The organism is Pseudomonas sp. FW507-12TSA (assembly GCF_058781435.1).
In genome coordinates, this window is sequence record NZ_JBYSWT010000034.1 from 68,667 (window position 1) to 85,371 (window position 16,705).

21 protein-coding genes and 5 pseudogenes are annotated in these 16,705 nt (G+C 51.6%); 6 read left to right on the forward strand and 20 right to left on the reverse strand.

Going from position 1 to position 16,705, the window contains the following annotated elements; translation table 11 throughout:
• Positions 1-26: 26 nt before the first annotated feature.
• Positions 27-362 (reverse strand): annotated as a pseudogene (locus AC3WK8_RS26555) (TraI domain-containing protein); the annotation flags it as partial.
• A 259-nt stretch (positions 363-621) separates the two neighbouring features.
• A complete protein-coding gene (locus tag AC3WK8_RS26560) occupies positions 622-1,113 on the reverse strand; it encodes an AAA family ATPase (protein ID WP_103326297.1) in 492 nt (163 codons plus the stop codon).
• A gap of 106 nt (positions 1,114-1,219) precedes the next feature.
• Between AC3WK8_RS26560 and AC3WK8_RS26565 the strand changes: the two are divergent.
• Positions 1,220-2,382 (forward strand): annotated as a pseudogene (locus tag AC3WK8_RS26565) (IS3 family transposase).
• Here the strand turns inward: AC3WK8_RS26565 and AC3WK8_RS26570 are convergent.
• The 12 genes and pseudogenes from AC3WK8_RS26570 to AC3WK8_RS26625 form a co-directional block, all read right to left on the reverse strand.
• Positions 2,375-2,671, reverse strand: coding sequence for a DUF1525 domain-containing protein (locus tag AC3WK8_RS26570; RefSeq protein WP_103326298.1), 297 nt, complete (start codon positions 2,669-2,671; stop codon positions 2,375-2,377). The pseudogene AC3WK8_RS26565 and the gene AC3WK8_RS26570 overlap by 8 nt on opposite strands.
• A 153-nt stretch (positions 2,672-2,824) precedes the next feature.
• Positions 2,825-3,022, reverse strand: a pseudogene (locus AC3WK8_RS26575) (LLM class flavin-dependent oxidoreductase); the annotation flags it as partial.
• A gap of 154 nt (positions 3,023-3,176) precedes the next feature.
• Positions 3,177-4,484, reverse strand: a complete 1,308-nt coding sequence (locus AC3WK8_RS26580) for an MFS transporter (protein ID WP_103326299.1) — start codon at positions 4,482-4,484, stop codon at positions 3,177-3,179.
• 84 nt (positions 4,485-4,568) lie between these two features.
• Complete coding sequence (locus AC3WK8_RS26585) at positions 4,569-5,903, reverse strand: MFS transporter (protein WP_103326300.1); 1,335 nt, start codon at positions 5,901-5,903, stop codon at positions 4,569-4,571.
• A 42-nt stretch (positions 5,904-5,945) separates the two neighbouring features.
• Positions 5,946-7,049 carry a ThiF family adenylyltransferase gene (locus AC3WK8_RS26590; RefSeq protein ID WP_103326301.1) on the reverse strand — a complete coding sequence of 368 codons (1,104 nt, stop codon included), beginning with the start codon at positions 7,047-7,049 and terminating at the stop codon, positions 5,946-5,948.
• Positions 7,050-7,089: 40 nt separating this feature from the next.
• Positions 7,090-7,557 (reverse strand): UCP032817 domain-containing protein, encoded by a 468-nt coding sequence (locus AC3WK8_RS26595; protein ID WP_085600514.1) that lies wholly within the window; start codon positions 7,555-7,557, stop codon positions 7,090-7,092.
• A gap of 73 nt (positions 7,558-7,630) precedes the next feature.
• A complete protein-coding gene (locus tag AC3WK8_RS26600) occupies positions 7,631-7,771 on the reverse strand; it encodes a hypothetical protein (RefSeq protein WP_158091456.1) in 141 nt (46 codons plus the stop codon).
• Between the two features lie 467 nt (positions 7,772-8,238).
• Complete coding sequence (locus tag AC3WK8_RS26605) at positions 8,239-8,469, reverse strand: integrase core domain-containing protein (protein ID WP_219738279.1); 231 nt, start codon at positions 8,467-8,469, stop codon at positions 8,239-8,241.
• Positions 8,393-8,707 (reverse strand): DDE-type integrase/transposase/recombinase, encoded by a 315-nt coding sequence (locus tag AC3WK8_RS26610; protein WP_219738278.1) that lies wholly within the window; start codon positions 8,705-8,707, stop codon positions 8,393-8,395. Before AC3WK8_RS26610 ends, AC3WK8_RS26605 begins: the two co-directional genes overlap by 77 nt.
• Positions 8,708-8,710: 3 nt before the next feature.
• Complete coding sequence (locus tag AC3WK8_RS26615) at positions 8,711-8,983, reverse strand: IS3 family transposase (RefSeq protein ID WP_085600510.1); 273 nt, start codon at positions 8,981-8,983, stop codon at positions 8,711-8,713.
• Between the two features lie 160 nt (positions 8,984-9,143).
• A complete protein-coding gene (locus AC3WK8_RS26620; RefSeq protein WP_058017057.1) occupies positions 9,144-9,362 on the reverse strand; it encodes a transposase in 219 nt (72 codons plus the stop codon).
• Between the two features lie 255 nt (positions 9,363-9,617).
• Complete coding sequence (locus AC3WK8_RS26625) at positions 9,618-10,082, reverse strand: isochorismatase family protein (protein ID WP_241107340.1); 465 nt, start codon at positions 10,080-10,082, stop codon at positions 9,618-9,620.
• A 210-nt stretch (positions 10,083-10,292) separates the two neighbouring features.
• Between AC3WK8_RS26625 and AC3WK8_RS26630 the strand changes: the two are divergent.
• A pseudogene (locus tag AC3WK8_RS26630) lies at positions 10,293-10,505 on the forward strand (integrase); the annotation flags it as partial.
• A gap of 184 nt (positions 10,506-10,689) precedes the next feature.
• Positions 10,690-11,301, forward strand: coding sequence for an LbetaH domain-containing protein (locus AC3WK8_RS26635; protein ID WP_103326302.1), 612 nt, complete (start codon positions 10,690-10,692; stop codon positions 11,299-11,301).
• Positions 11,302-11,801: 500 nt separating this feature from the next.
• On the opposite strand, the gene AC3WK8_RS26640 is transcribed toward AC3WK8_RS26635, so the two are convergent.
• Complete coding sequence (locus AC3WK8_RS26640; RefSeq protein WP_085600506.1) at positions 11,802-12,239, reverse strand: GNAT family N-acetyltransferase; 438 nt, start codon at positions 12,237-12,239, stop codon at positions 11,802-11,804.
• 250 nt (positions 12,240-12,489) lie between these two features.
• The gene (locus AC3WK8_RS26645; protein WP_085600504.1) at positions 12,490-13,197 is read right to left on the reverse strand and encodes a haloacid dehalogenase type II; all 708 of its coding nucleotides are present in this window, start codon (positions 13,195-13,197) and stop codon (positions 12,490-12,492) included.
• A 213-nt stretch (positions 13,198-13,410) separates the two neighbouring features.
• On the opposite strand from AC3WK8_RS26645, the gene AC3WK8_RS26650 reads away from it, so the two are divergent.
• Entirely contained in the window at positions 13,411-13,617 is a 207-nt protein-coding gene (locus AC3WK8_RS26650; RefSeq protein WP_085600502.1) for a hypothetical protein, read from the forward strand.
• Positions 13,618-13,718: 101 nt separating this feature from the next.
• On the opposite strand, the gene AC3WK8_RS26655 is transcribed toward AC3WK8_RS26650, so the two are convergent.
• The 4 genes and pseudogenes from AC3WK8_RS26655 to AC3WK8_RS26670 all read right to left on the reverse strand — a co-directional run bounded on the left by AC3WK8_RS26655 (position 13,719) and on the right by AC3WK8_RS26670 (position 15,237).
• Positions 13,719-14,237 (reverse strand): GNAT family N-acetyltransferase, encoded by a 519-nt coding sequence (locus AC3WK8_RS26655; RefSeq protein WP_103326304.1) that lies wholly within the window; start codon positions 14,235-14,237, stop codon positions 13,719-13,721.
• Between the two features lie 79 nt (positions 14,238-14,316).
• Positions 14,317-14,492: pseudogene (locus AC3WK8_RS26660) on the reverse strand (IS66 family transposase zinc-finger binding domain-containing protein); the annotation flags it as partial.
• 197 nt (positions 14,493-14,689) lie between these two features.
• Positions 14,690-14,929: a TIGR03758 family integrating conjugative element protein gene (locus AC3WK8_RS26665; RefSeq protein ID WP_103326305.1), complete on the reverse strand. Its 240-nt coding sequence runs from the start codon at positions 14,927-14,929 to the stop codon at positions 14,690-14,692.
• Positions 14,926-15,237 carry an integrative conjugative element protein, RAQPRD family gene (locus AC3WK8_RS26670; RefSeq protein WP_103326306.1) on the reverse strand — a complete coding sequence of 104 codons (312 nt, stop codon included), beginning with the start codon at positions 15,235-15,237 and terminating at the stop codon, positions 14,926-14,928. Before AC3WK8_RS26670 ends, AC3WK8_RS26665 begins: the two co-directional genes overlap by 4 nt.
• 619 nt (positions 15,238-15,856) lie before the next feature.
• Between AC3WK8_RS26670 and AC3WK8_RS26675 the strand changes: the two genes are divergently transcribed.
• Together AC3WK8_RS26675 and AC3WK8_RS26680 are read left to right on the forward strand one after the other, a co-directional pair.
• Positions 15,857-16,477 (forward strand): TetR/AcrR family transcriptional regulator, encoded by a 621-nt coding sequence (locus tag AC3WK8_RS26675; RefSeq protein ID WP_085600478.1) that lies wholly within the window; start codon positions 15,857-15,859, stop codon positions 16,475-16,477.
• Positions 16,471-16,705 (forward strand): hypothetical protein (locus tag AC3WK8_RS26680; protein ID WP_218278012.1); only part of this gene is annotated, 235 nt, incomplete at its 3' end. The genes AC3WK8_RS26675 and AC3WK8_RS26680, both read left to right, overlap by 7 nt.

The window sequence follows — 16,705 nt, forward strand, 5'->3', positions numbered from 1 at the left end:
TGTCCGGGGTTAGTAGACCACTACAGGGCGCCGATCGGTAGAAGGTAGGCTTGATGGGTCTTCAAAGCGTAAGCCACGATCTCCAGCCTGTGATCAAGCAGGCCACCTAGATGGGCGTGCTGATGATTTTCCGAAGCTGGCATCAACTATACCAGTTCTGCATACCGCTCGAGCGGCTGATGCTGAAGCGTGTTGAACTGTTGGTGTGAAAGCGAAGCGCGGCGCCATATGTTCTCCAGGCGTTCTTGGCGTTGTGGAGTGTTCAGCAGCGCAGCTGCGTTTGCCGGTAGGTGGAAGCCTTGCGGAGATGCTTCTGAGGGAGGCCTAGCCGGTTTTCGGCTGAGCTAGGAAAGAATTTGCATTGGGCGCGCCATGAGAATTCATGGCGCGGGTTTTCTCTACAGGCGGAATGCCAGCAACAAAAAACCATTTTTAGCGGTGAGAGGGTTTTAGGGCATTGTGCTACTACCTAGGGAACAGACTGGTGGTAATGTTTCTGATTCAGAAGTGGGGGAACGATAATATGTCCGGCCTGCAGCACTGTTGAATAGATCGAGGATGTTCGCGACCGTCCTTGGGCGAGCAGCTAGCCGAGTTGTTGCCGCATAGCTGGAAGTCGACTCAGTCTTTAGGAACATAAGCGTCCGCGCTAGCCTGTGCATCAACGGCTAAAATTTCGGTGAAACCCTCGCTCAAGCGTGGAGGCTGAAGTGCTTTAAAGACGTTCCTAATGGCATTTTCAGGAACCATCTCATTATCAGGGCGCAATTGATTACGTGCCAAACAGTCTTCCAGCGAAGTAGTAAAAAAAATTGCAACCACATCAAGCTCATGCTTCTTGGCAATCTGTATGAGCGATTCACGCTCACAGCGTTGAACCAGGATGGCATCAAAGATTACAGCGCTAGGCTCAATTAAAAGCATCGATTTGGCCCAAGTGCTTTTTCCTGCACCCTGAGCGCCTATCAATAGATACAGACGAGAAGGCTTAGGAGTCGCTAGCAGAGCCTCTGATAGGGCAAGATGAGCCCTCTGCCAAGCCAGTCTATTGAGCTCAGCGTCGATAATGCGCCCATTCTCCGTCTGTAGAAAGTGATCAGGGTTGATGTGCATGATGGTGGCCTGCAAGTAAAAGCGTGAATGTAGTATTTGAAATGTAGTGGTCTAATGAAACAGGACACTCATTTAGGCGAGAATGCTCGCCACAGAGAGGTGTCCGATGACCAAGCAACGCCGTACCTTTACTCCTGAGTTCAAGCGCGAAGCTGCATGTCTGGTGCTCGATCAGGGCTATAGCCATATCGAAGCCTGTCGTTCCCTTGGAGTTGTCGAGTCTGCGCTGCGTCGCTGGGTTAACCAACTTCAACAGGAGCGCAATGGCGTGACTCCGCAAAGCAAAGTGTTGACTCCCGAGCAGCAAAAAATCCAGGAGTTAGAGGCCCGGATCAATCGGCTGGAACGGGAAAAAACGATCCTAAGAAAGGCCACCGCGCTCTTGATGGCCGAGGAACACGAGCGTTCGCGTTAATTGATCAACTTCGCTCTGAAGAGCCTGTTGATCTGTTGTGCTCGGTATTTGAAGTCACCCGATCTTGCTATTAGGCGCACTGCCGCAAGCGTCGATCTCCGAACGTTGAGCGGATGGTTTTGCGTAGTCGCGTGAACGAGCTGTTCTCCCAAAGCCGCAGCGCGGCGGGCAGCCGAAGCATCACGTTCATGATGCGTGAGGACGGCATAGAGATTGGGCGATTCAAGGTACGCAAGCTGATGAGCGAGATGAAACTGGTCAGCAAGCAGCCTGGCTCACATGCCTATAAAAAGGCGACAGTGGAACGGCCAGATATCCCGAACGTGCTGGATCGGGAGTTCACTGTAGAGAAACCGAATAAGGTCTGGTGCGGTGACATCACCTATATCTGGGCTCAAGGCCGCTGGCACTATGTGGCGGTTGTGATCGATCTGTTCGCCCGCCGCGTAGTGGGCTGGGCATTTTCATCGAAGCCCGATGCCGACCTGGTGATCAAGGCTTTGGATATAGCGTATGAACAGCGTGGCCGCCCCCAGAATATGCTGTTTCACAGCGACCAAGGCAGCCAATACGGCAGCCGGAGCTTTCGCCAGCGGCTATGGCGTTATCGCTTCACGCAAAGCATGAGTCGGCGTGGAAACTGCTACGAGAACGCACCGATGGAACGGTTGTTTCGCAGCCTGAAAACGGAATGGATACCGACCGTGGGCTATATGAGTGCATCGCTGGCACAGCAGGATATCGGTCGTTTTTTGATGCAGAGGTACAACTGGCAACGGCCACATCAATTCAACAGCGGGTTGGCGCCCGCAGTGGCCGAGGGAAAACTTAACGCAGTGTCCGGGATTAGTTGACCACTACAGTCAGCCCCTGCTGTGCCTTGGCCAACTCCCCCATTAAGCGGACGCCTTCTGCGCTCTTCATCATTCGTTGAGCAGCGATTGTGGCCTGCTGGGGATTGGGGGGGAGGTTACGTGATAGCTGGTTTTCTAGGCGCTCCTGGCCATCCAACAGAATGACGCGAACCTGAACGCCTGCAGGAACTACCAGTGGATGAGCGGAGTCGGTGACTGCCCAGGCTTCAGCGTGAGCGTCCCCAAGTGCAAGTGAACCGAAGATGATAAGGAGGATGGCTTTTAACATACGGGCTATACCTAGTCATTAGTAGATAGGTACAGCCTGGGTCGACTCAAAACTGAGTGCAGTAGAAAATGGATAACCAAGACGTTGGGATTTTCTGGTGTCGATTACGGCCATCAAGTCATACTGACGTACTACACCTTTTAGCCTTGAACTCTACCAATCTAGCGCAATAGGCGGCGGGCCCTGAAGTGATGAAAAGGGCGGTAGAGCATCTTCGGCTATTTCCTGAATCACTTCGGCGGCAGGTCGCTGTGAAAATTGAATGCCGAGCGCCGCATGGTTCACTGCTGCAGCTTGCCACTCTTCCAATAGTGCTATCAGGCCATTACGTTCTGTATGAAGAAAATAGCCACTTTGTTGATGAGCGCATAGGTGATTAGGGGCCTCCTCAAGACAAAACCGAAAGTATAAGCTGCTTAAGTTTGGCAGGGGAAACATACGTGACCGAGGCTATAAGCGTATTTGTCAACTGAGTCATGACCCGAGAATCGGGTCTCGTATAGGATCAATATTTCGAAAAAGCTTTGGGGTACTTTTCTAAGTAGGCGTCACAAAGCTGTGTGTCTTGGGAGCGCATGAACGCTCTGAAGTCGGGTATCAAGAAAACCAATAGAGACAATAATAAAACCATTCCGCCTAGTAATGTAATGGTTAGTTCTATTCCGAAGTTTTCGATTAGAGTGTTCATGGCGAAACTTCCCACTGGGCTAGCTGCCGCAGATAAAAATGAGACTGTAGCAAATATACGATTACGATAGTTTTTGGGAGTTGCAAGCAGCCTAACAGCAGACGTTGGGATATTTATTAGCATTAGCCCCACGCCCCCCCAGAAAAATGCAATAGATACAATTAGTGGGGATGAAATACTGCCGGCTACCAATAGATTACACCCTAGGAAAGCAAAGCCAGAAGATACACATAAATCACGTGGAATTTTGTCAGACATCCAGCTTATTATTTTGTAACTTCCCGCCAAGATACCTAGTCCGAAGCAAGAGTCCAAGAGACCAATGTAAGTCACCGGGTAATGCATGACATTCTTAACGTATAGCGGAATAAGAATAGTGAAGAACGGGAAAAGGGCGAAGTTTATCATCATTGCAATAACGGCAAGATAAAACTCAACCTTTACACCGTAAACTACTTTGAATCCTTCATAGATCATACTGAAACCTCCTCTGCCTTGACTTCTTTCGTCCTGAACAGAGGCGCCTATGTGGCTCGGGATAGTTGCAATCAATATTCCCGCAATAAGAACTGCAAAAAAATCTGCGACAAAAGCAAACGTTATGCCGACTCCATAGATCAGCCCACTGGCGAGCACGGGTCCTAACAAAATAGAAAATGACGACATCACACTTTTGCTACGAAAAGCTAGAGATACCTGGTCATCATTTGCAAACAAAGGAATAATCGACGATTGAAGAGGGTCGCGTATTCCAACAATCGCGCTGCTGATCAGCATCAGCACACCAACCATCCAAGGATTGAACTCCCCTATGAGCGACAACAGTACCATCAATAGAGTAGTCAGTAAGCTGATCCATGAAGCGGTTTTTATGATTGTAATTTTGTTGTACTTGTCCCCTAGCCAACCGAGGAGTGGTTTGGCCAATACCTCTACCGTGATAGCACAGGCAATCATATTAGCAAAATAAAGTGCAGAGCCAGTTTCTTGTAGAGCCCACCAGGCTACCGCCAGCTGATTACACCTGCCCCCAAGCACCATCAGTAAAAAGCTGAGTTGTACTTTCAGTAAACGTCGATCGATAGTAAGAAAGCCCCAGCTAATGCCCGAGAAACTTGCACTCATTCATAACCCTCTGATTATTATATAGTTAATATTTTATCAGGTACGCCCCATAGACTCATGGATGACGTGGTCGTCCGGGGATTCCTACACATCCGTTATACCTTCTTGCATGGTAGCGTGAGTTCCTTGATTGCCAGAGGCACGTGTTTCTCTTGGTGCAGGAATGAGCTTACGAATGTGCCGGCTAAACAGGGTGACGCTCCCAACTCCTAGCAAGAGGGTTCCTATGACGGAGATCATTAATCCTAGCGAGCCTGTCAGGCCGTTGCCCCAAAGGAGCGCTGCACTGGTGTGTCTGTTGACGATAGGGGTGATCAAAGAGGAAACCGCAGGGGCCGACAGTAAAAGGGACGTCGGGGTCATTAGGTACTGAGTGATTGAGCGTAACGCGATGATCTTGCCTTGTATGTCCTGTGGCGTATGGGTATGCCAGATAGTCTGGTTGGAGCTGGCCAGGAGTGCTACTGAGGCCCCGACCAAGGGTGTCAGTAACCAAAGACTCTCCCTGAAGGCCGCCAGCCCAATGGCAATGAAGCTGAAGCCGAGAATGAAGGTACTGGCGATCAGCAAATACACGGGGTGAATACGTTTCTTGAGCCGGGCCATGGAGAGCCCCGAGAGCAGCATTCCAGCTCCGATCGCTGCTGATACCAACCCTAACTCAAGATTGGATCGCGAATTCAGTACATAAGGCGTCAGGGCGACCATGAAGATCGAAAGCAGAGCGTTGATCAGCATGAAGACGAGTAGCAGGGTCACCAGGGGGCGCTTGCTCAAGAGCCAAAGCAGGCTCTGTCGAATCTCAGCGATCACTGGGGGACTTTTCGGGAGGCGAAGCGGGGAGCTGAAAGTAACGCTGAACGTGCAGCAAAGCAGCAGAGTTGCGCTGGTGACAAAGGTCAGTGCGTCGCTACCGAGCAGCAGAGGGAGGCCGAGGTAGTCGAAGCCGACTGCCCCCAGTATTGGTCCTAATATGAGTGAGCCGCCACGGAAGACTTGCTGGACCGAGTTGACCTTCAGCAACGCGTCCTTGGGCGTGATCTCTGGGATCAGAGAGGCCGAGGCGGTATAGCGAAATTCGTTCGCGCAAGCAAGGCACAATGCCAGGGTAATGGCCTGAAGAGTTCCGAACAGACCGTATCGATACAGAGTGAGGGATAACAGCAGGCTGACACAAGAAAGGCTGTCGGCGGCGATCAGAATTTTTTTCTTTTCGTAGCGATCACTGGCCAGTCCCGCGATGGGAGCAAACAGAAGGACTGTGAGTGGAGTGATGATTCCCAGTAAGGTCATTGCGCTGTAGGAACCTGTTACATGGAATATCCATGCAGCAATCCCGAAGGTAGTCAGGCTCGACCCCATACTGTTCATGCCAAGTATGCAGACAAACAGAACGGGAGATAGAGATATACGAAGCATTAAGGCGTGACCTCTGGAGGGTGGTTTTTCAGGGAGGCAGCGTCAGACAGTGGTGGACTCAGAGCAGGCTGGACAGTTTCGGTAGCGGATGTAGGCCTGGCGTTCCGTGTATCCATCCAGGGACACCTTGAAGCTTTCGAAGAGCGCTTCCTGGCTGCTATTGCCGGTTAGAAAATGCAGGATCGTCGAAGTCATGAAGCTCGCTACCAAGGCGGGCCTCGGACCAAAAGCGGCGCGTGCAGGTAGCGGGTGCGCGGTGAGCTTTTGCAGGAAGCTGGCCGGGTCTGCATAGCGCGATCGGTATGTACGTGCCTGACAGAGATAGCAGGGCGACTGGAAGGGAACGCTGATCGGTCCAATCCAGTTGCTGGCCATGGCCAGATAGGGTGTGCGCAGCGCCAGCGAAGCCTTGCCGATCCATTCGCGAATTTTCAGTCTTGGTTGATCAGCGGTCAGCAATATGAATTCGGTGCCGCTAGCCGCGCTCAATGCCTGTTCCTGGCTATTGACATAGCTGGTCAGTGCCTCAACCCGCACCGGTGAGTGCTGAGCCAAAAGAATGTCGCGCAGCACTTCGGCCTTGTGCTGGCCAATACTGCTTTCTGGGTAGAGAAATTGTCGGGGGAGGTTGCTCCGCGCCACGCGGTCGCCGTCCACCAGGCGTATACCGCCGACTCCGGCGGCGGCCAGCATGAGTGCCGCCAGAGAGCCTGCGGCGCCAGCGCCGACGATGCATACCGTTGAGTTCTGCAAGCGAGTGTTCATCCGCTGGACTGAGTTCGTACTGCTGGCGAATGCCTTGAAATATTCGTCCTGCCAGACGAAGCGAGTTTCAGTATCGGCAGCTTCGCGTGGGCTCCCGTCATGAACCCGAATGAGTCCCAACTCCCAGAGGTTGGCCAGCGCGGAGGTGCGATATCGTTTGCCGGTGGAGGCTGACACTCGACGACCTATAAGTCCATCAGATGAGGCATCCGCCAGGATGTGGTACTCGTCCTGAGTATTGGAGAAGACGATGGAGTCGCCTTTCTCACTATGTAGCCAGAGATGTTGGTCGGCGTTTTCCACTGTCCATGACGGTATGACTTCAAGTATGCATTCATCACTCGTCAAGTCATCCAGTATTACGTTTCTCATGGTTGGCATGTCTTACATCCTTGTGAGGCTTAGTTTGCGGCGTAGACTTTCAGGTCAGTAGCGGGTACTGCCTCGGAATATCCCTGTACCAACGGATGACAACTTCCCGTCCCAGTTTCTGCTGGACTTCCAACATTGCTTCTTCCAGCAAGCCTTTATTGATGTCGATAAAATGCTCTAGGTCTTGTCTGATCAGTGTGGCGCCTGCACCTTGCACATCATCAGGGGCAGGTTTGTGGTGTATGTAGTGACCAAAGTAATAAGTGCAGAAGTCGGTGTATTCTCGAGTACTGAGAATGAATTCGTGCCAGAAACCATCTAGTACCCATTGCTCCTGAAAGCAGGGGAAAGCGAAAGGTCTTTCGTCCCTAGTACCGATGAGCCATATCCATTTCTTCAAATCAATAAACAGTTCTTGGCATTCGTGGATGGGCAGTCCATGTTTTTTCGACATGGTCTTAACCAGGGCATCATTGCGATAGGCCAATACATCTTGTAATGCCGGTGTTCTTCTCATGTTTGTCTTCCATGCTGGATGTACTCCACGATGAGGAACGGCCCTTAGGCCGCTCCCCCAGGTTATCGCTGTTCTATCTTTCTTCCGTGCAACAGACGACTGCCCGCTCGGGATCTTCTTCCCAACGTGCGGCCGCTTCGTCAAGGATGGTGGATATCAGGTTATCCTCGGCGTCCTGTTTAGCTTCTATAAAGGCATTCATCTCAAAAGGCATGACGGAACTCCATGTAATGGCATACGTACTATTGAAGGTTGGTTGCATAATGGGTAGTAGCAATTTGGATGTATCCAGCAGGTGGCCTGTCAAAGGCCCTGGCTATTGGGAAGCGGACATCCTGCGGCCCTGACGGGTTCGGCATTGGCGAGCGAGAAGTGGCCTGCTCCCAAGGTGAGAAGCAGCAGCAGGGAGAGTCTCTGAACGAGTTGCATAGGACAGTTCCTTCTATTTGATTGACATGAGTGTGGATACAAAGCAGTCATTGAATTCTGTGATCCACAACACCCTGTGAAAATACTCGAAGGAAAATATAGGGCTCAGTTAGATGATTTTTTTATATGCTTAGATTGATTGTTAAGGAAACCTAAAGCTGGTGGCTTTTCTTATTTTTTGAGCGTCACCCCTAACTATTATTTTTCCTTCGATAGGAACTTTGGTCTGTTCCGGAGCTGGTGGACAGGTAGTTAAGAGTTACTGCTCGCATAGCGCCGCTCAAACTCCATCGGGCTGAGATAGCCCAACGTCGAGTAGCGGCGGCGGTGATTGTAAAAGCGGGTGTAGTCGAACAGGTCGGTTTTCGCCTCGTGGTAGCTGGCATAGCGCGTCAGATACACTCGCTCAGCCTTCAGCGGACGGAAGAAGCTCTCCATCGCGGCGTTGTCCCAGCAGTTCCCGGGACGTGAATGGCTGGGCACGATTCGATGTCGCCGAAGTAAGGCCTGGTAGTCGTACGCGCAGTATTGGGCTGCCTCGATCCGAGTGCAGCAGCACTTCTTCTTTCGGCTGCTGGCGTTCAATGGCCATCTCCAGCGTGGCGTGTACCAAGGCCTGCTGCATGCGGTGGTGTATCGCCCAACCGACGACGGCTCGTGAATAGAGATCGAGCACGACTGCCAGATACAGCCAACCTTGGGCCGTCCGCGCGTAGGTCATGTCCTAGACCCAGTGCCGATTGACGCGATCCGAGGCGAACTGGCGATCCAGGTGGTTCGGGGCAATCGGCAGAGCATGACGACTGCTGGAAAGCAGCCGCCAGCGCTTGCGCGAGGGAACGCGCAGACCGGCTTCGCGCATCAGTCGAGCAACCCGGTGTCGACCACACGCATGCCCCATGGCCGCTAACTCGGCCTTGATTCGGCGATGGCCATAGATCCCATTCACCTCGTGGTGAATGGTGCGGATCTCCTTGCTTAGACGCCGATTCGCCATCTCTCTCGACGAAGGTGGCCGCTGCTGCCAGGCATATAAGCCGCTACGGGATAGCGACCAGCCAACGCCTCGATGGCGCGGAACTTCACTTCGTGGGCTGCGAGAAGATGGCGAGCGCCTTTTTTAAAACATCGCGCTCCATGGTGACCTGAGCCAGTTGCTAGCGTAGACGCCGCAGCTCCGCGCTCTCACCACGCTGCTTGCCGTTGCCCGGAAAGGCATCGTCACCTTGCTGCTCGTACTGGCGCTTCCATTTGCCCAGCAGGCTTTCAGCGATGCCGAGCGTCTCGGCTACATGACGAAGCGGCGTGCCGGCAAGTACCTGGTCTACCGCCTCGCGTTTGAAGGATTCGGGAAAACGTCGTCTGGTCTGGGTCATGAACACTCCTTGCGGTGGACATTATCCACCTTAAGTCAGTGTCCACTCAGCCCGGGACAGACCAAAGGTAGTGAACTTGCACCTATTTACCAGCACTCTTGAATGCCCACTGTGAACCGAAAAAGCAGGAATAGACTGAACGCTACTATTTGCGGTTGGCTACCCTCTGCCAAGAGCAGCTTAGGGCCACGATGGACCCGGACCGATGCAGCCATTCGAGTGGGCATGTCACTGATCTGGCAGAATGCTGGACGCCTAAACGTGAGCGAACTCAACGGCTTTACTTTTCTGGGCCAGTATATGCACCCCAAAGCTTTTGATATTGGGCAAAGTGGCATTATGGTGAGCGATGATGTGCGCCGCCTCGTCATGGGCTTTGTCGTGAGTAGTGTGAGCATCACTCACAATGGCCACGTCATACCCCAGTGAAGCTGCACGACGGACCGTAGTGTCGATGCAGAATTCCGTGGCATAGCCACATATAACAAGATGAGAAATGCTGTTTTCTAACAGTACGGATTCGAGATTTGTTCTCAAAAATGAATCAGGGGTGGTCTTGCGAACAAAGTGATCAGTGCTGCCTATAGTCAGGCTGGCATCCAGGGCCCATGCTTCGCTGCCATGCATGAAATAGTCGCCGCTGATAGCTTCGTGCTGAACAAAAATAACGGGCGCGTTACCCAATCTAGCGCGCCGTGACAATTCGTTAATCCGTTTCATGACCTCTAATTATGAGTAGGGCCTGGGCAATAGTGTAAATAGCCCGTGCTGCACATCAATCACGATCAATGCTTTCATTGATATCTGCTTCCTTACAAACGAACCGGCGATGGGGATTGTCGCTGTTCTCCATGAGTGATTGCAATGGGTCGGTTAGCGCCACTGGACCGAGCTGATTATCCTTGCCCTCCCTCACATGGAGGACAAGACATGAACACTATTACAACCAGCAGACGTCAGCCTTGGAACAAAGGAAAACTGGTTGGGCAGAAAGCCCCGCTCCGACTGAAAGATATCTGGGCCATTCGGGTAAGGCTTCAAATCGCGCAAGACACTCGTGATTTAGCCCTCTTCGATTTGGCAATCGACAGCAAGCTACGAGCCTGTGACCTGACCAAGCATCGTGTATGCGATGTTGCTCATGCGCGCCTCTTTAAGCGCTGCAGCTCCATGCATCTGCAGTGGAAAATGGGTATCCGTCCAGCGAAGTCATCTATCCAGTTTTGCAAGCCAAGACAGAGTATGCAGTTGAGTTTCCCAAGAGCGCGATTGTCTTCTGCGCTAGGAACGCGGATATTTCCATACCTTATTGCCTGGAAAATTTTCGATGAAACTACCAGAAATCAGTACATTTATTGCTCGATGGCCCTTGCTGGGCCTGGCTCCCCCTACCGCTTGGATGGTTTCTCAAGACTGCGAAAATCAAGTTCTGGCTTTGCTGGCACGGCTTGGCGCAGGTTATCGACGCCACGGAAACTGTGCAGTCCATGAAACTGCCGTTGTTGAGCAAGGTGCTGTGTTAAAGGGCGCGATTATCATCGGCGCAGGATCCTTCGTGGCGGCGGGTGCCTACCTACGTGGGGGTGTTTATCTCGACAGTGAATGCATTGTTGGCCCAAGCTGCGAAGTGAAAAGCAGCTTCATGCTTGCCGGAAGCAAGCTGGCGCACTTCAATTTTGTCGGCGACTCATTGATTGGCGAGAACGTGAATGTCGAAGCAGGTGCAATTATAGCCAATTACCGCAACGAGCTAGATGGTGTGGATATCAAAATCCGCTATGCAGATAATGTGATCGAAACAGGAATTAAGAAATTCGGTGCCTTGGTCGGCGATGGCTGCAAAATTGGGGCGAACGCAGTCATCGCACCCGGTGCTCTATTGCGGCCAAAGACACACGTTCCACGTCTCGGGTTAATTGACCAGTTTGCCTACGATTAAGCAGAACGTCCGCCTCATCCGGCAGCACGCCGACGATTTCCCACATATTATCTCGCCAAACTGGCGCAGGCCTGCTCACACGCACTCTCCTGCTCCGGCTTTGACCAGCATCTGCTGATCACACGCAAGCTGCGACTGCCGCAACGAGCAAGCGCTCGTACCCGATCAGCTTTCGGTGCTCTGCAGCACTGCCCGCACCTTCACCTCCGGGCTGTCGGTCTGCCTGAGCCTCCAGACAATAGAGCCCCATCGACACCATCAAGACTCGCTGTTAACATCCGCGCCACGTTCGCCATCAACAAGGGGATTGGCGAAAATAGAAGCCCCGAAGACTTACGCACTTCGGGGCTTTGTCTTTCATGGAGCGCACTCATTTTTCGACCTGGAATGTAGGCGTATCTCGCGATTTTTCCTAAAGCGGATTTTCGCTTCAGTTTTATTCTTTAAAAGACGGGCTTTAGCCCTTATTGCTGAGCGAAGCGAATCATTTGCATCCTTTGTTAGGCACTTTTTACCAGCCGTTTTTTTAGGTGATACAGGCTGGTCCCAACAGGTCGACCTTCCAGAACACCATAAATCTCGTACCCATGCTGTTCGTAGAAGTTTTTAGCATCAAAGGTTTTTAAGAATGCAACCATCGCCCCATTTTCAACGCCAATTTTTTCTGCCCTCTCCAATAGCATAGAACCAATTTTTCTACCGCGATGAGATTCCTTAACCCAAAAGGTATCAATCTCCACCCCATCCCAGTAACAATTAAACTTAATTGCACCGACATACTCGCCTACGTCGTCGTGCGCAACCAGCATAAACATCTTATCTTCCGACTCTGGTGTTAGATCTGGGTATTGAATCCGAAGATATTCTGAAAACCTACTATCCAAAACTGACTGATCTTTTTCTGTTGGAGAATCCAATACTTCAATCCTGACTTCCAATTTACTTCTCCAGTGATTAACCTTAAAAGTTACCTACAGATTCCTGCATAACATTTTATTTTGCGATATTCAATGTCGCGTGACACCTAATATTCATGCACCCTCAAATTTAGCAATCATAAATTCAGATATGCATATACGACATCAGTAATAAGATAAATTAGCATAATCACACTAATTATCATCACCACGCCACCTGCCTAGAGGTTGTAATCTTCTTCACGTGGCTCTGATACGCTGCCAGGACTATTCAGCAGTCCAGTTGATCAGCCAAGTCCAGAAAGTCTCGGGCATTGATATCGAAGCGCTCATCAAAAGCCGTATCGACATTACCCTGAGGCCCGAACTCCAGCGGCCTGGCGACGAACGCAGTTTTCATACCCAATGCCCCCGCCGCCAACAGATCGTACTTGTGACAGGCAACCATCATGGCATTGTCGGCGGCCACATCAAGATAACGGAGCGCCATTTCATAAGTCCGCGGATCAGGCTTGAAGGTCTCAACCATCTCAGCAGCGAAGATGGCATCCCAGGGTAAAGCTCCTGCTTTTGAAATGTTGACCACCGCACTGACATCGGCATTTGACAAGGTCACTATCTTGAAGCGGGTCCTAAGTCTATGCAGGCCCTGAACAGCATCGGGCCAGGGAGCAATCGTCTGCCAGGCGAAATTGATGCGCTCACGCTCCTCGGGGGAGAGAAATCCTACGTGGTACGTCTCGATGACCTCATCGAGGGCGCAGCGATAGAGACGATCCACAGACGTCCATGGCCGCCTGTCACAAAGAATGTCATCGAGGGCCGGGCGATACTTGCCTCGCCAGTCATCGACAAAACATCCCCAGTCGACGCCGGTAGCCCGGCTACCTGCAATGGCTGCCGCCTGTTGCGCGATGCTCGAACGAAAATCGGTGACAGTCCCCTGAACATCGAAAATTAATGCTTGAAGCGTGTTCACTGCCTTCTCTCCGTCGAGTCAGGGCGCTAGGACTGGTATGCAGAGATTGACGCCTCATAAGTTTTCGTTTCAATACATCCCCCTTAGCTAATTTGCAAGCTAACCACGAATTGATTTATGCAGGGACATTATCAATATGGATTTAAGCGACGCCTTGCATCGCCCGTGATCACCTGATGGTCTATTGATTTAATCGATCGACAGGATCAGTAAATGCGGCTCAAGCGCTCCAACCAACAGCTCTCCGAAGACCTAGAGTCATCTGCACTAACTTTGGATTGGGCAGCAGCAGATATTATCAGCATTGCTAATAGCCTAGTCGTGGCTGGCAAGAGTCATGAGGCAGAGGAGCTGATCGAGATATGCCAGAACGTCCGCGCCGAAGTCGAGCTCTTATATGCACTGGCTGACGAGCAATAAATCCGGGGAATCGCTGGCGGCTTCGCAAGGCAGCTGAGGCCATGCAGCATCGCAATAGTGTTCTAGAGCGTATCCGCCCGGGCATCTCACCTTGCTCGACCTCAGATGATCAGGGGCAGTCGATACCTCACCTCTACAAGTGCTGCGCCCCCCCTTTCGAGATCGCGCTCACTTCCCGTTTCTTCAATGCATCCTACGCCGCGATAAAATCGGATAGCTCGCTCATTTTCGGTCAAGACCCAAAGGGTTAAACGCTGATAACCTTGCTTTATCAAGTGCTGTAACCCGGCCTGCCATAAAGCAAAGCCGACTCCAGTTTTCCAGTGTTCAGCAATAACGTAGAGAGCCATGACCTCAGCTAAATTTTCAGCGGTTATATCCTCATCTCGGCATACCCCGACAGATATCCAGCCGACCAGCTCGTTGTTCAGTTCCGCGACGAATACGTTCGATTCGCCCGACTCAATCGAGCGAATCCAATAGGATTCCCGCTGTGGCAGCGAAGCGCCCAATGACAGCAAGTATTCAGCTGGCATCAAGTCACGATACGCCTCTTGCCAACTGCTGATATGGACTTGCGCAATAGCTTTCGCGTCCGATGGTAATCCTTTCCGAATCATAGGTGCTCCTTTCAGGCTCCTGACGTTTTGCCTCAGGGTATCAGCCCGTCAGTTACTACACCGTATGCCACTTATGCGGATGCGCCAGCAGGCCTGCGGTCGGGAGCTGCTTGTCGATTAACTGTGCCGGATCGGTGCCTGGATCAGTGTTTCGCACTAGGGGCAGGCCCACTTTCCACGTACATGTTGCTCGACTGTGAACACGCCAGCTGTGTAATCGAGCTTCTCGCTGATGTCCTCGCCGATGCGCTGAAGTTGAACATCTCGCCGTCCGTACCCATGGTGAACATGTCCATCGCCTCAGCCATTTCCGAAAGTCGGTTTCGCCTAGTTTCGGGGGTTCCTTCATTACGAGAGGCCTCGTAAGGCCGCGTTCGCTGTCTGGATGACAGATGCAGCGGCAAGCAATGCGATTAGGTGAATTTTTGGGGTGGGCATGATTGCTCCTTTGATCAACTGAGAACGATGAAGGACAGGACCATCAAAAGCAGCAGCACTCGGATGGCCGATGAACTGGCGATTGAACGATCGATGTTTTTGGTGGCCCAGCCACGCCAGATGCTGTACAGCGCCCATGCCGCCCAGAGCATTGCGACGGTCATCACTGACCCGACGATTAGGTTGGTACTAGCCTGGGCGGTCGCACCACTTGCTGCGTTGAATGCGTCAGATTGCGCAGAGCTTATGCTCATTGCCACTTCCCTCCGGTGGTGTACTGACCGGAGAGGTCTGCGGCGTCTCGAGGTTGGGCACGACTCGGGGTGAGATAATCCTGGAGACCTTGGCGGATCCGCTGGATGTCTGCAGCCAGGCGGTCATAGTCGAAGTAGTAGCGTTGCCCTGGTTCACCTGCGATGGCGCTGCTACGCCGCGCAGAGTCTTCAAGGGCATTGAGCTGCCTGACCATGACTTCGATGTTGGTTTGCTCAGATGCTGTAGCGGCTTCGATCACCGGACTGACTGCAATGCCGCCTGCAACGATCATGGTCAGCGCTGTCATCAATGAGCGGCGTGTAGATGTCGAGAGTAGATGGCGGTTCACGGGTGGCGGGACTCTGGCAAGACTGTTTCCAAAGCATGCCGCTAGAGGTTTGTGGTGCGCCTCAAGAAATGGTTAACCGGGAACCTTTCATTTTTTGCAGTTTGCATTCGTTTTCTACTTTTGGGTTAGCACTGCTGAACTTATGGCCCGTCTAGGAGGATTGTGCTTATCTTCTCAACGTATTAACGGTTTGTCGGTGTTCGAGTTGATAGCTGGGAAGTCCAGTGTTCATGGGTGTCCCCTATGCTTAAAGCATAGCTTGGAGATGTCTAAGACTCAGGAGCAGTCCAGAGTAATCGTGAGTGTACCCACTGATGTGACTGCCTCTTATCGCGCCTCTAGAACCTCTCTGGGTCACCGAGCAGAATTTGATCCCGCAACGCGCCAAGCCCTACTTCGCGTCCAGACAACCTGGCCTCGACCAAGCCCGAGGAAGCAGCCTTCAAGCGCCAGCTCGACCATTCCAACCACCTGATCACCGTTTCTGGAGCCAAGCTAACCCACCTAGTGGTTGACGGCAGCCACGGTAATGGATGATTATGAGATTATTCAGTCCGGTTATTAGGTTGAGCTAGTCATGGCCCGTACACGCAACGAACAGCTGCATGAGCAACGCCGCGAACAGATTCTGTTGGCGGCTACCCGCGTCTTCAAGAAAAAAGGCTTCCATGGTGCACGCACCGAAGACATCTGCCAACAGGCGGACATGAGCGCTGGGGCTGTCTTTCGCTATTTCTCCGACAAGCGAGAAATTATTGACGGTGTTATCGCAAAGGAGTGCGAACGCTACTTTTGTCAGGCTCAGCAATTGTTTAGTAAGGAGGGATTGCATCGTTTAGCTAGCATCAGTGCAGAGAAACTAACGCAAGAGTTGCAGCTAGGGGAGTTTGATCTCAGTTTGGATAGTTGGTTGGAAATAACACGGGGTCATGGCCAAATCAAGCTGATTGATTTAGAACAGCAAATGCGTAAGCAACTGAGTGAGCTTTTAGCCCATGGTCAACTTGAGGGCTGGGTGCGTTCTGACCTTTCTCCGCAAGGATCGGCGAGGCTCTTATTTTCATTATTCAGCGGTCTATGGTTAGAGATGAATTTGGGCTTGAGCATAGATACAGATCAGGCAGCTGCAGCGCTCGGTGATTTTGTACGAACCTATCTCTTTGCTCCAGACTTTCAACGTAGGTTTGGATCATGGTGAATGACACCTTCTTAAAACGCCCTTCAAAGATGGGCTTTTTTTTAACCAATAATGAGACGGATTACTCCGTTTTTTTAAAAAAAGTTTCTAAATATGTTGATTTGTTATTGCTAATCCTCTGTGTTCTGCTGATCAGCACCTTCAGTAATATGCAGATGGCTCGCTCGGAACAAGTCACGAATGGCTTTTCCCTATATGGAAATAAAATCGATAAAAGAATGATCATGG

What these genes read in the sequence shown, in the direction of transcription:
- AC3WK8_RS26560 (WP_103326297.1), bottom strand. Translation starts at nt 1,113, where the DNA reads ATGCACATCAACCCTGATCACTTTCTACAGACGGAGAATGGGCGCATT.
- AC3WK8_RS26570 (WP_103326298.1), bottom strand. Translation starts at nt 2,671, where the DNA reads ATGTTAAAAGCCATCCTCCTTATCATCTTCGGTTCACTTGCACTTGGG.
- AC3WK8_RS26580 (WP_103326299.1), bottom strand. Translation starts at nt 4,484, where the DNA reads ATGAGTGCAAGTTTCTCGGGCATTAGCTGGGGCTTTCTTACTATCGAT.
- AC3WK8_RS26585 (WP_103326300.1), bottom strand. Translation starts at nt 5,903, where the DNA reads ATGCTTCGTATATCTCTATCTCCCGTTCTGTTTGTCTGCATACTTGGC.
- AC3WK8_RS26590 (WP_103326301.1), bottom strand. Translation starts at nt 7,049, where the DNA reads ATGCCAACCATGAGAAACGTAATACTGGATGACTTGACGAGTGATGAA.
- AC3WK8_RS26595 (WP_085600514.1), bottom strand. Translation starts at nt 7,557, where the DNA reads ATGAGAAGAACACCGGCATTACAAGATGTATTGGCCTATCGCAATGAT.
- AC3WK8_RS26600 (WP_158091456.1), bottom strand. Translation starts at nt 7,771, where the DNA reads ATGCCTTTTGAGATGAATGCCTTTATAGAAGCTAAACAGGACGCCGAG.
- AC3WK8_RS26610 (WP_219738278.1), bottom strand. Translation starts at nt 8,707, where the DNA reads ATGACCTACGCGCGGACGGCCCAAGGTTGGCTGTATCTGGCAGTCGTG.
- AC3WK8_RS26615 (WP_085600510.1), bottom strand. Translation starts at nt 8,983, where the DNA reads ATGGCGAATCGGCGTCTAAGCAAGGAGATCCGCACCATTCACCACGAG.
- AC3WK8_RS26620 (WP_058017057.1), bottom strand. Translation starts at nt 9,362, where the DNA reads ATGACCCAGACCAGACGACGTTTTCCCGAATCCTTCAAACGCGAGGCG.
- AC3WK8_RS26625 (WP_241107340.1), bottom strand. Translation starts at nt 10,082, where the DNA reads ATGAAACGGATTAACGAATTGTCACGGCGCGCTAGATTGGGTAACGCG.
- AC3WK8_RS26635 (WP_103326302.1), top strand. Translation starts at nt 10,690, where the DNA reads ATGAAACTACCAGAAATCAGTACATTTATTGCTCGATGGCCCTTGCTG.
- AC3WK8_RS26650 (WP_085600502.1), top strand. Translation starts at nt 13,411, where the DNA reads ATGCGGCTCAAGCGCTCCAACCAACAGCTCTCCGAAGACCTAGAGTCA.
- AC3WK8_RS26655 (WP_103326304.1), bottom strand. Translation starts at nt 14,237, where the DNA reads ATGATTCGGAAAGGATTACCATCGGACGCGAAAGCTATTGCGCAAGTC.
- AC3WK8_RS26665 (WP_103326305.1), bottom strand. Translation starts at nt 14,929, where the DNA reads ATGAGCATAAGCTCTGCGCAATCTGACGCATTCAACGCAGCAAGTGGT.
- AC3WK8_RS26670 (WP_103326306.1), bottom strand. Translation starts at nt 15,237, where the DNA reads ATGACAGCGCTGACCATGATCGTTGCAGGCGGCATTGCAGTCAGTCCG.
- AC3WK8_RS26675 (WP_085600478.1), top strand. Translation starts at nt 15,857, where the DNA reads ATGGCCCGTACACGCAACGAACAGCTGCATGAGCAACGCCGCGAACAG.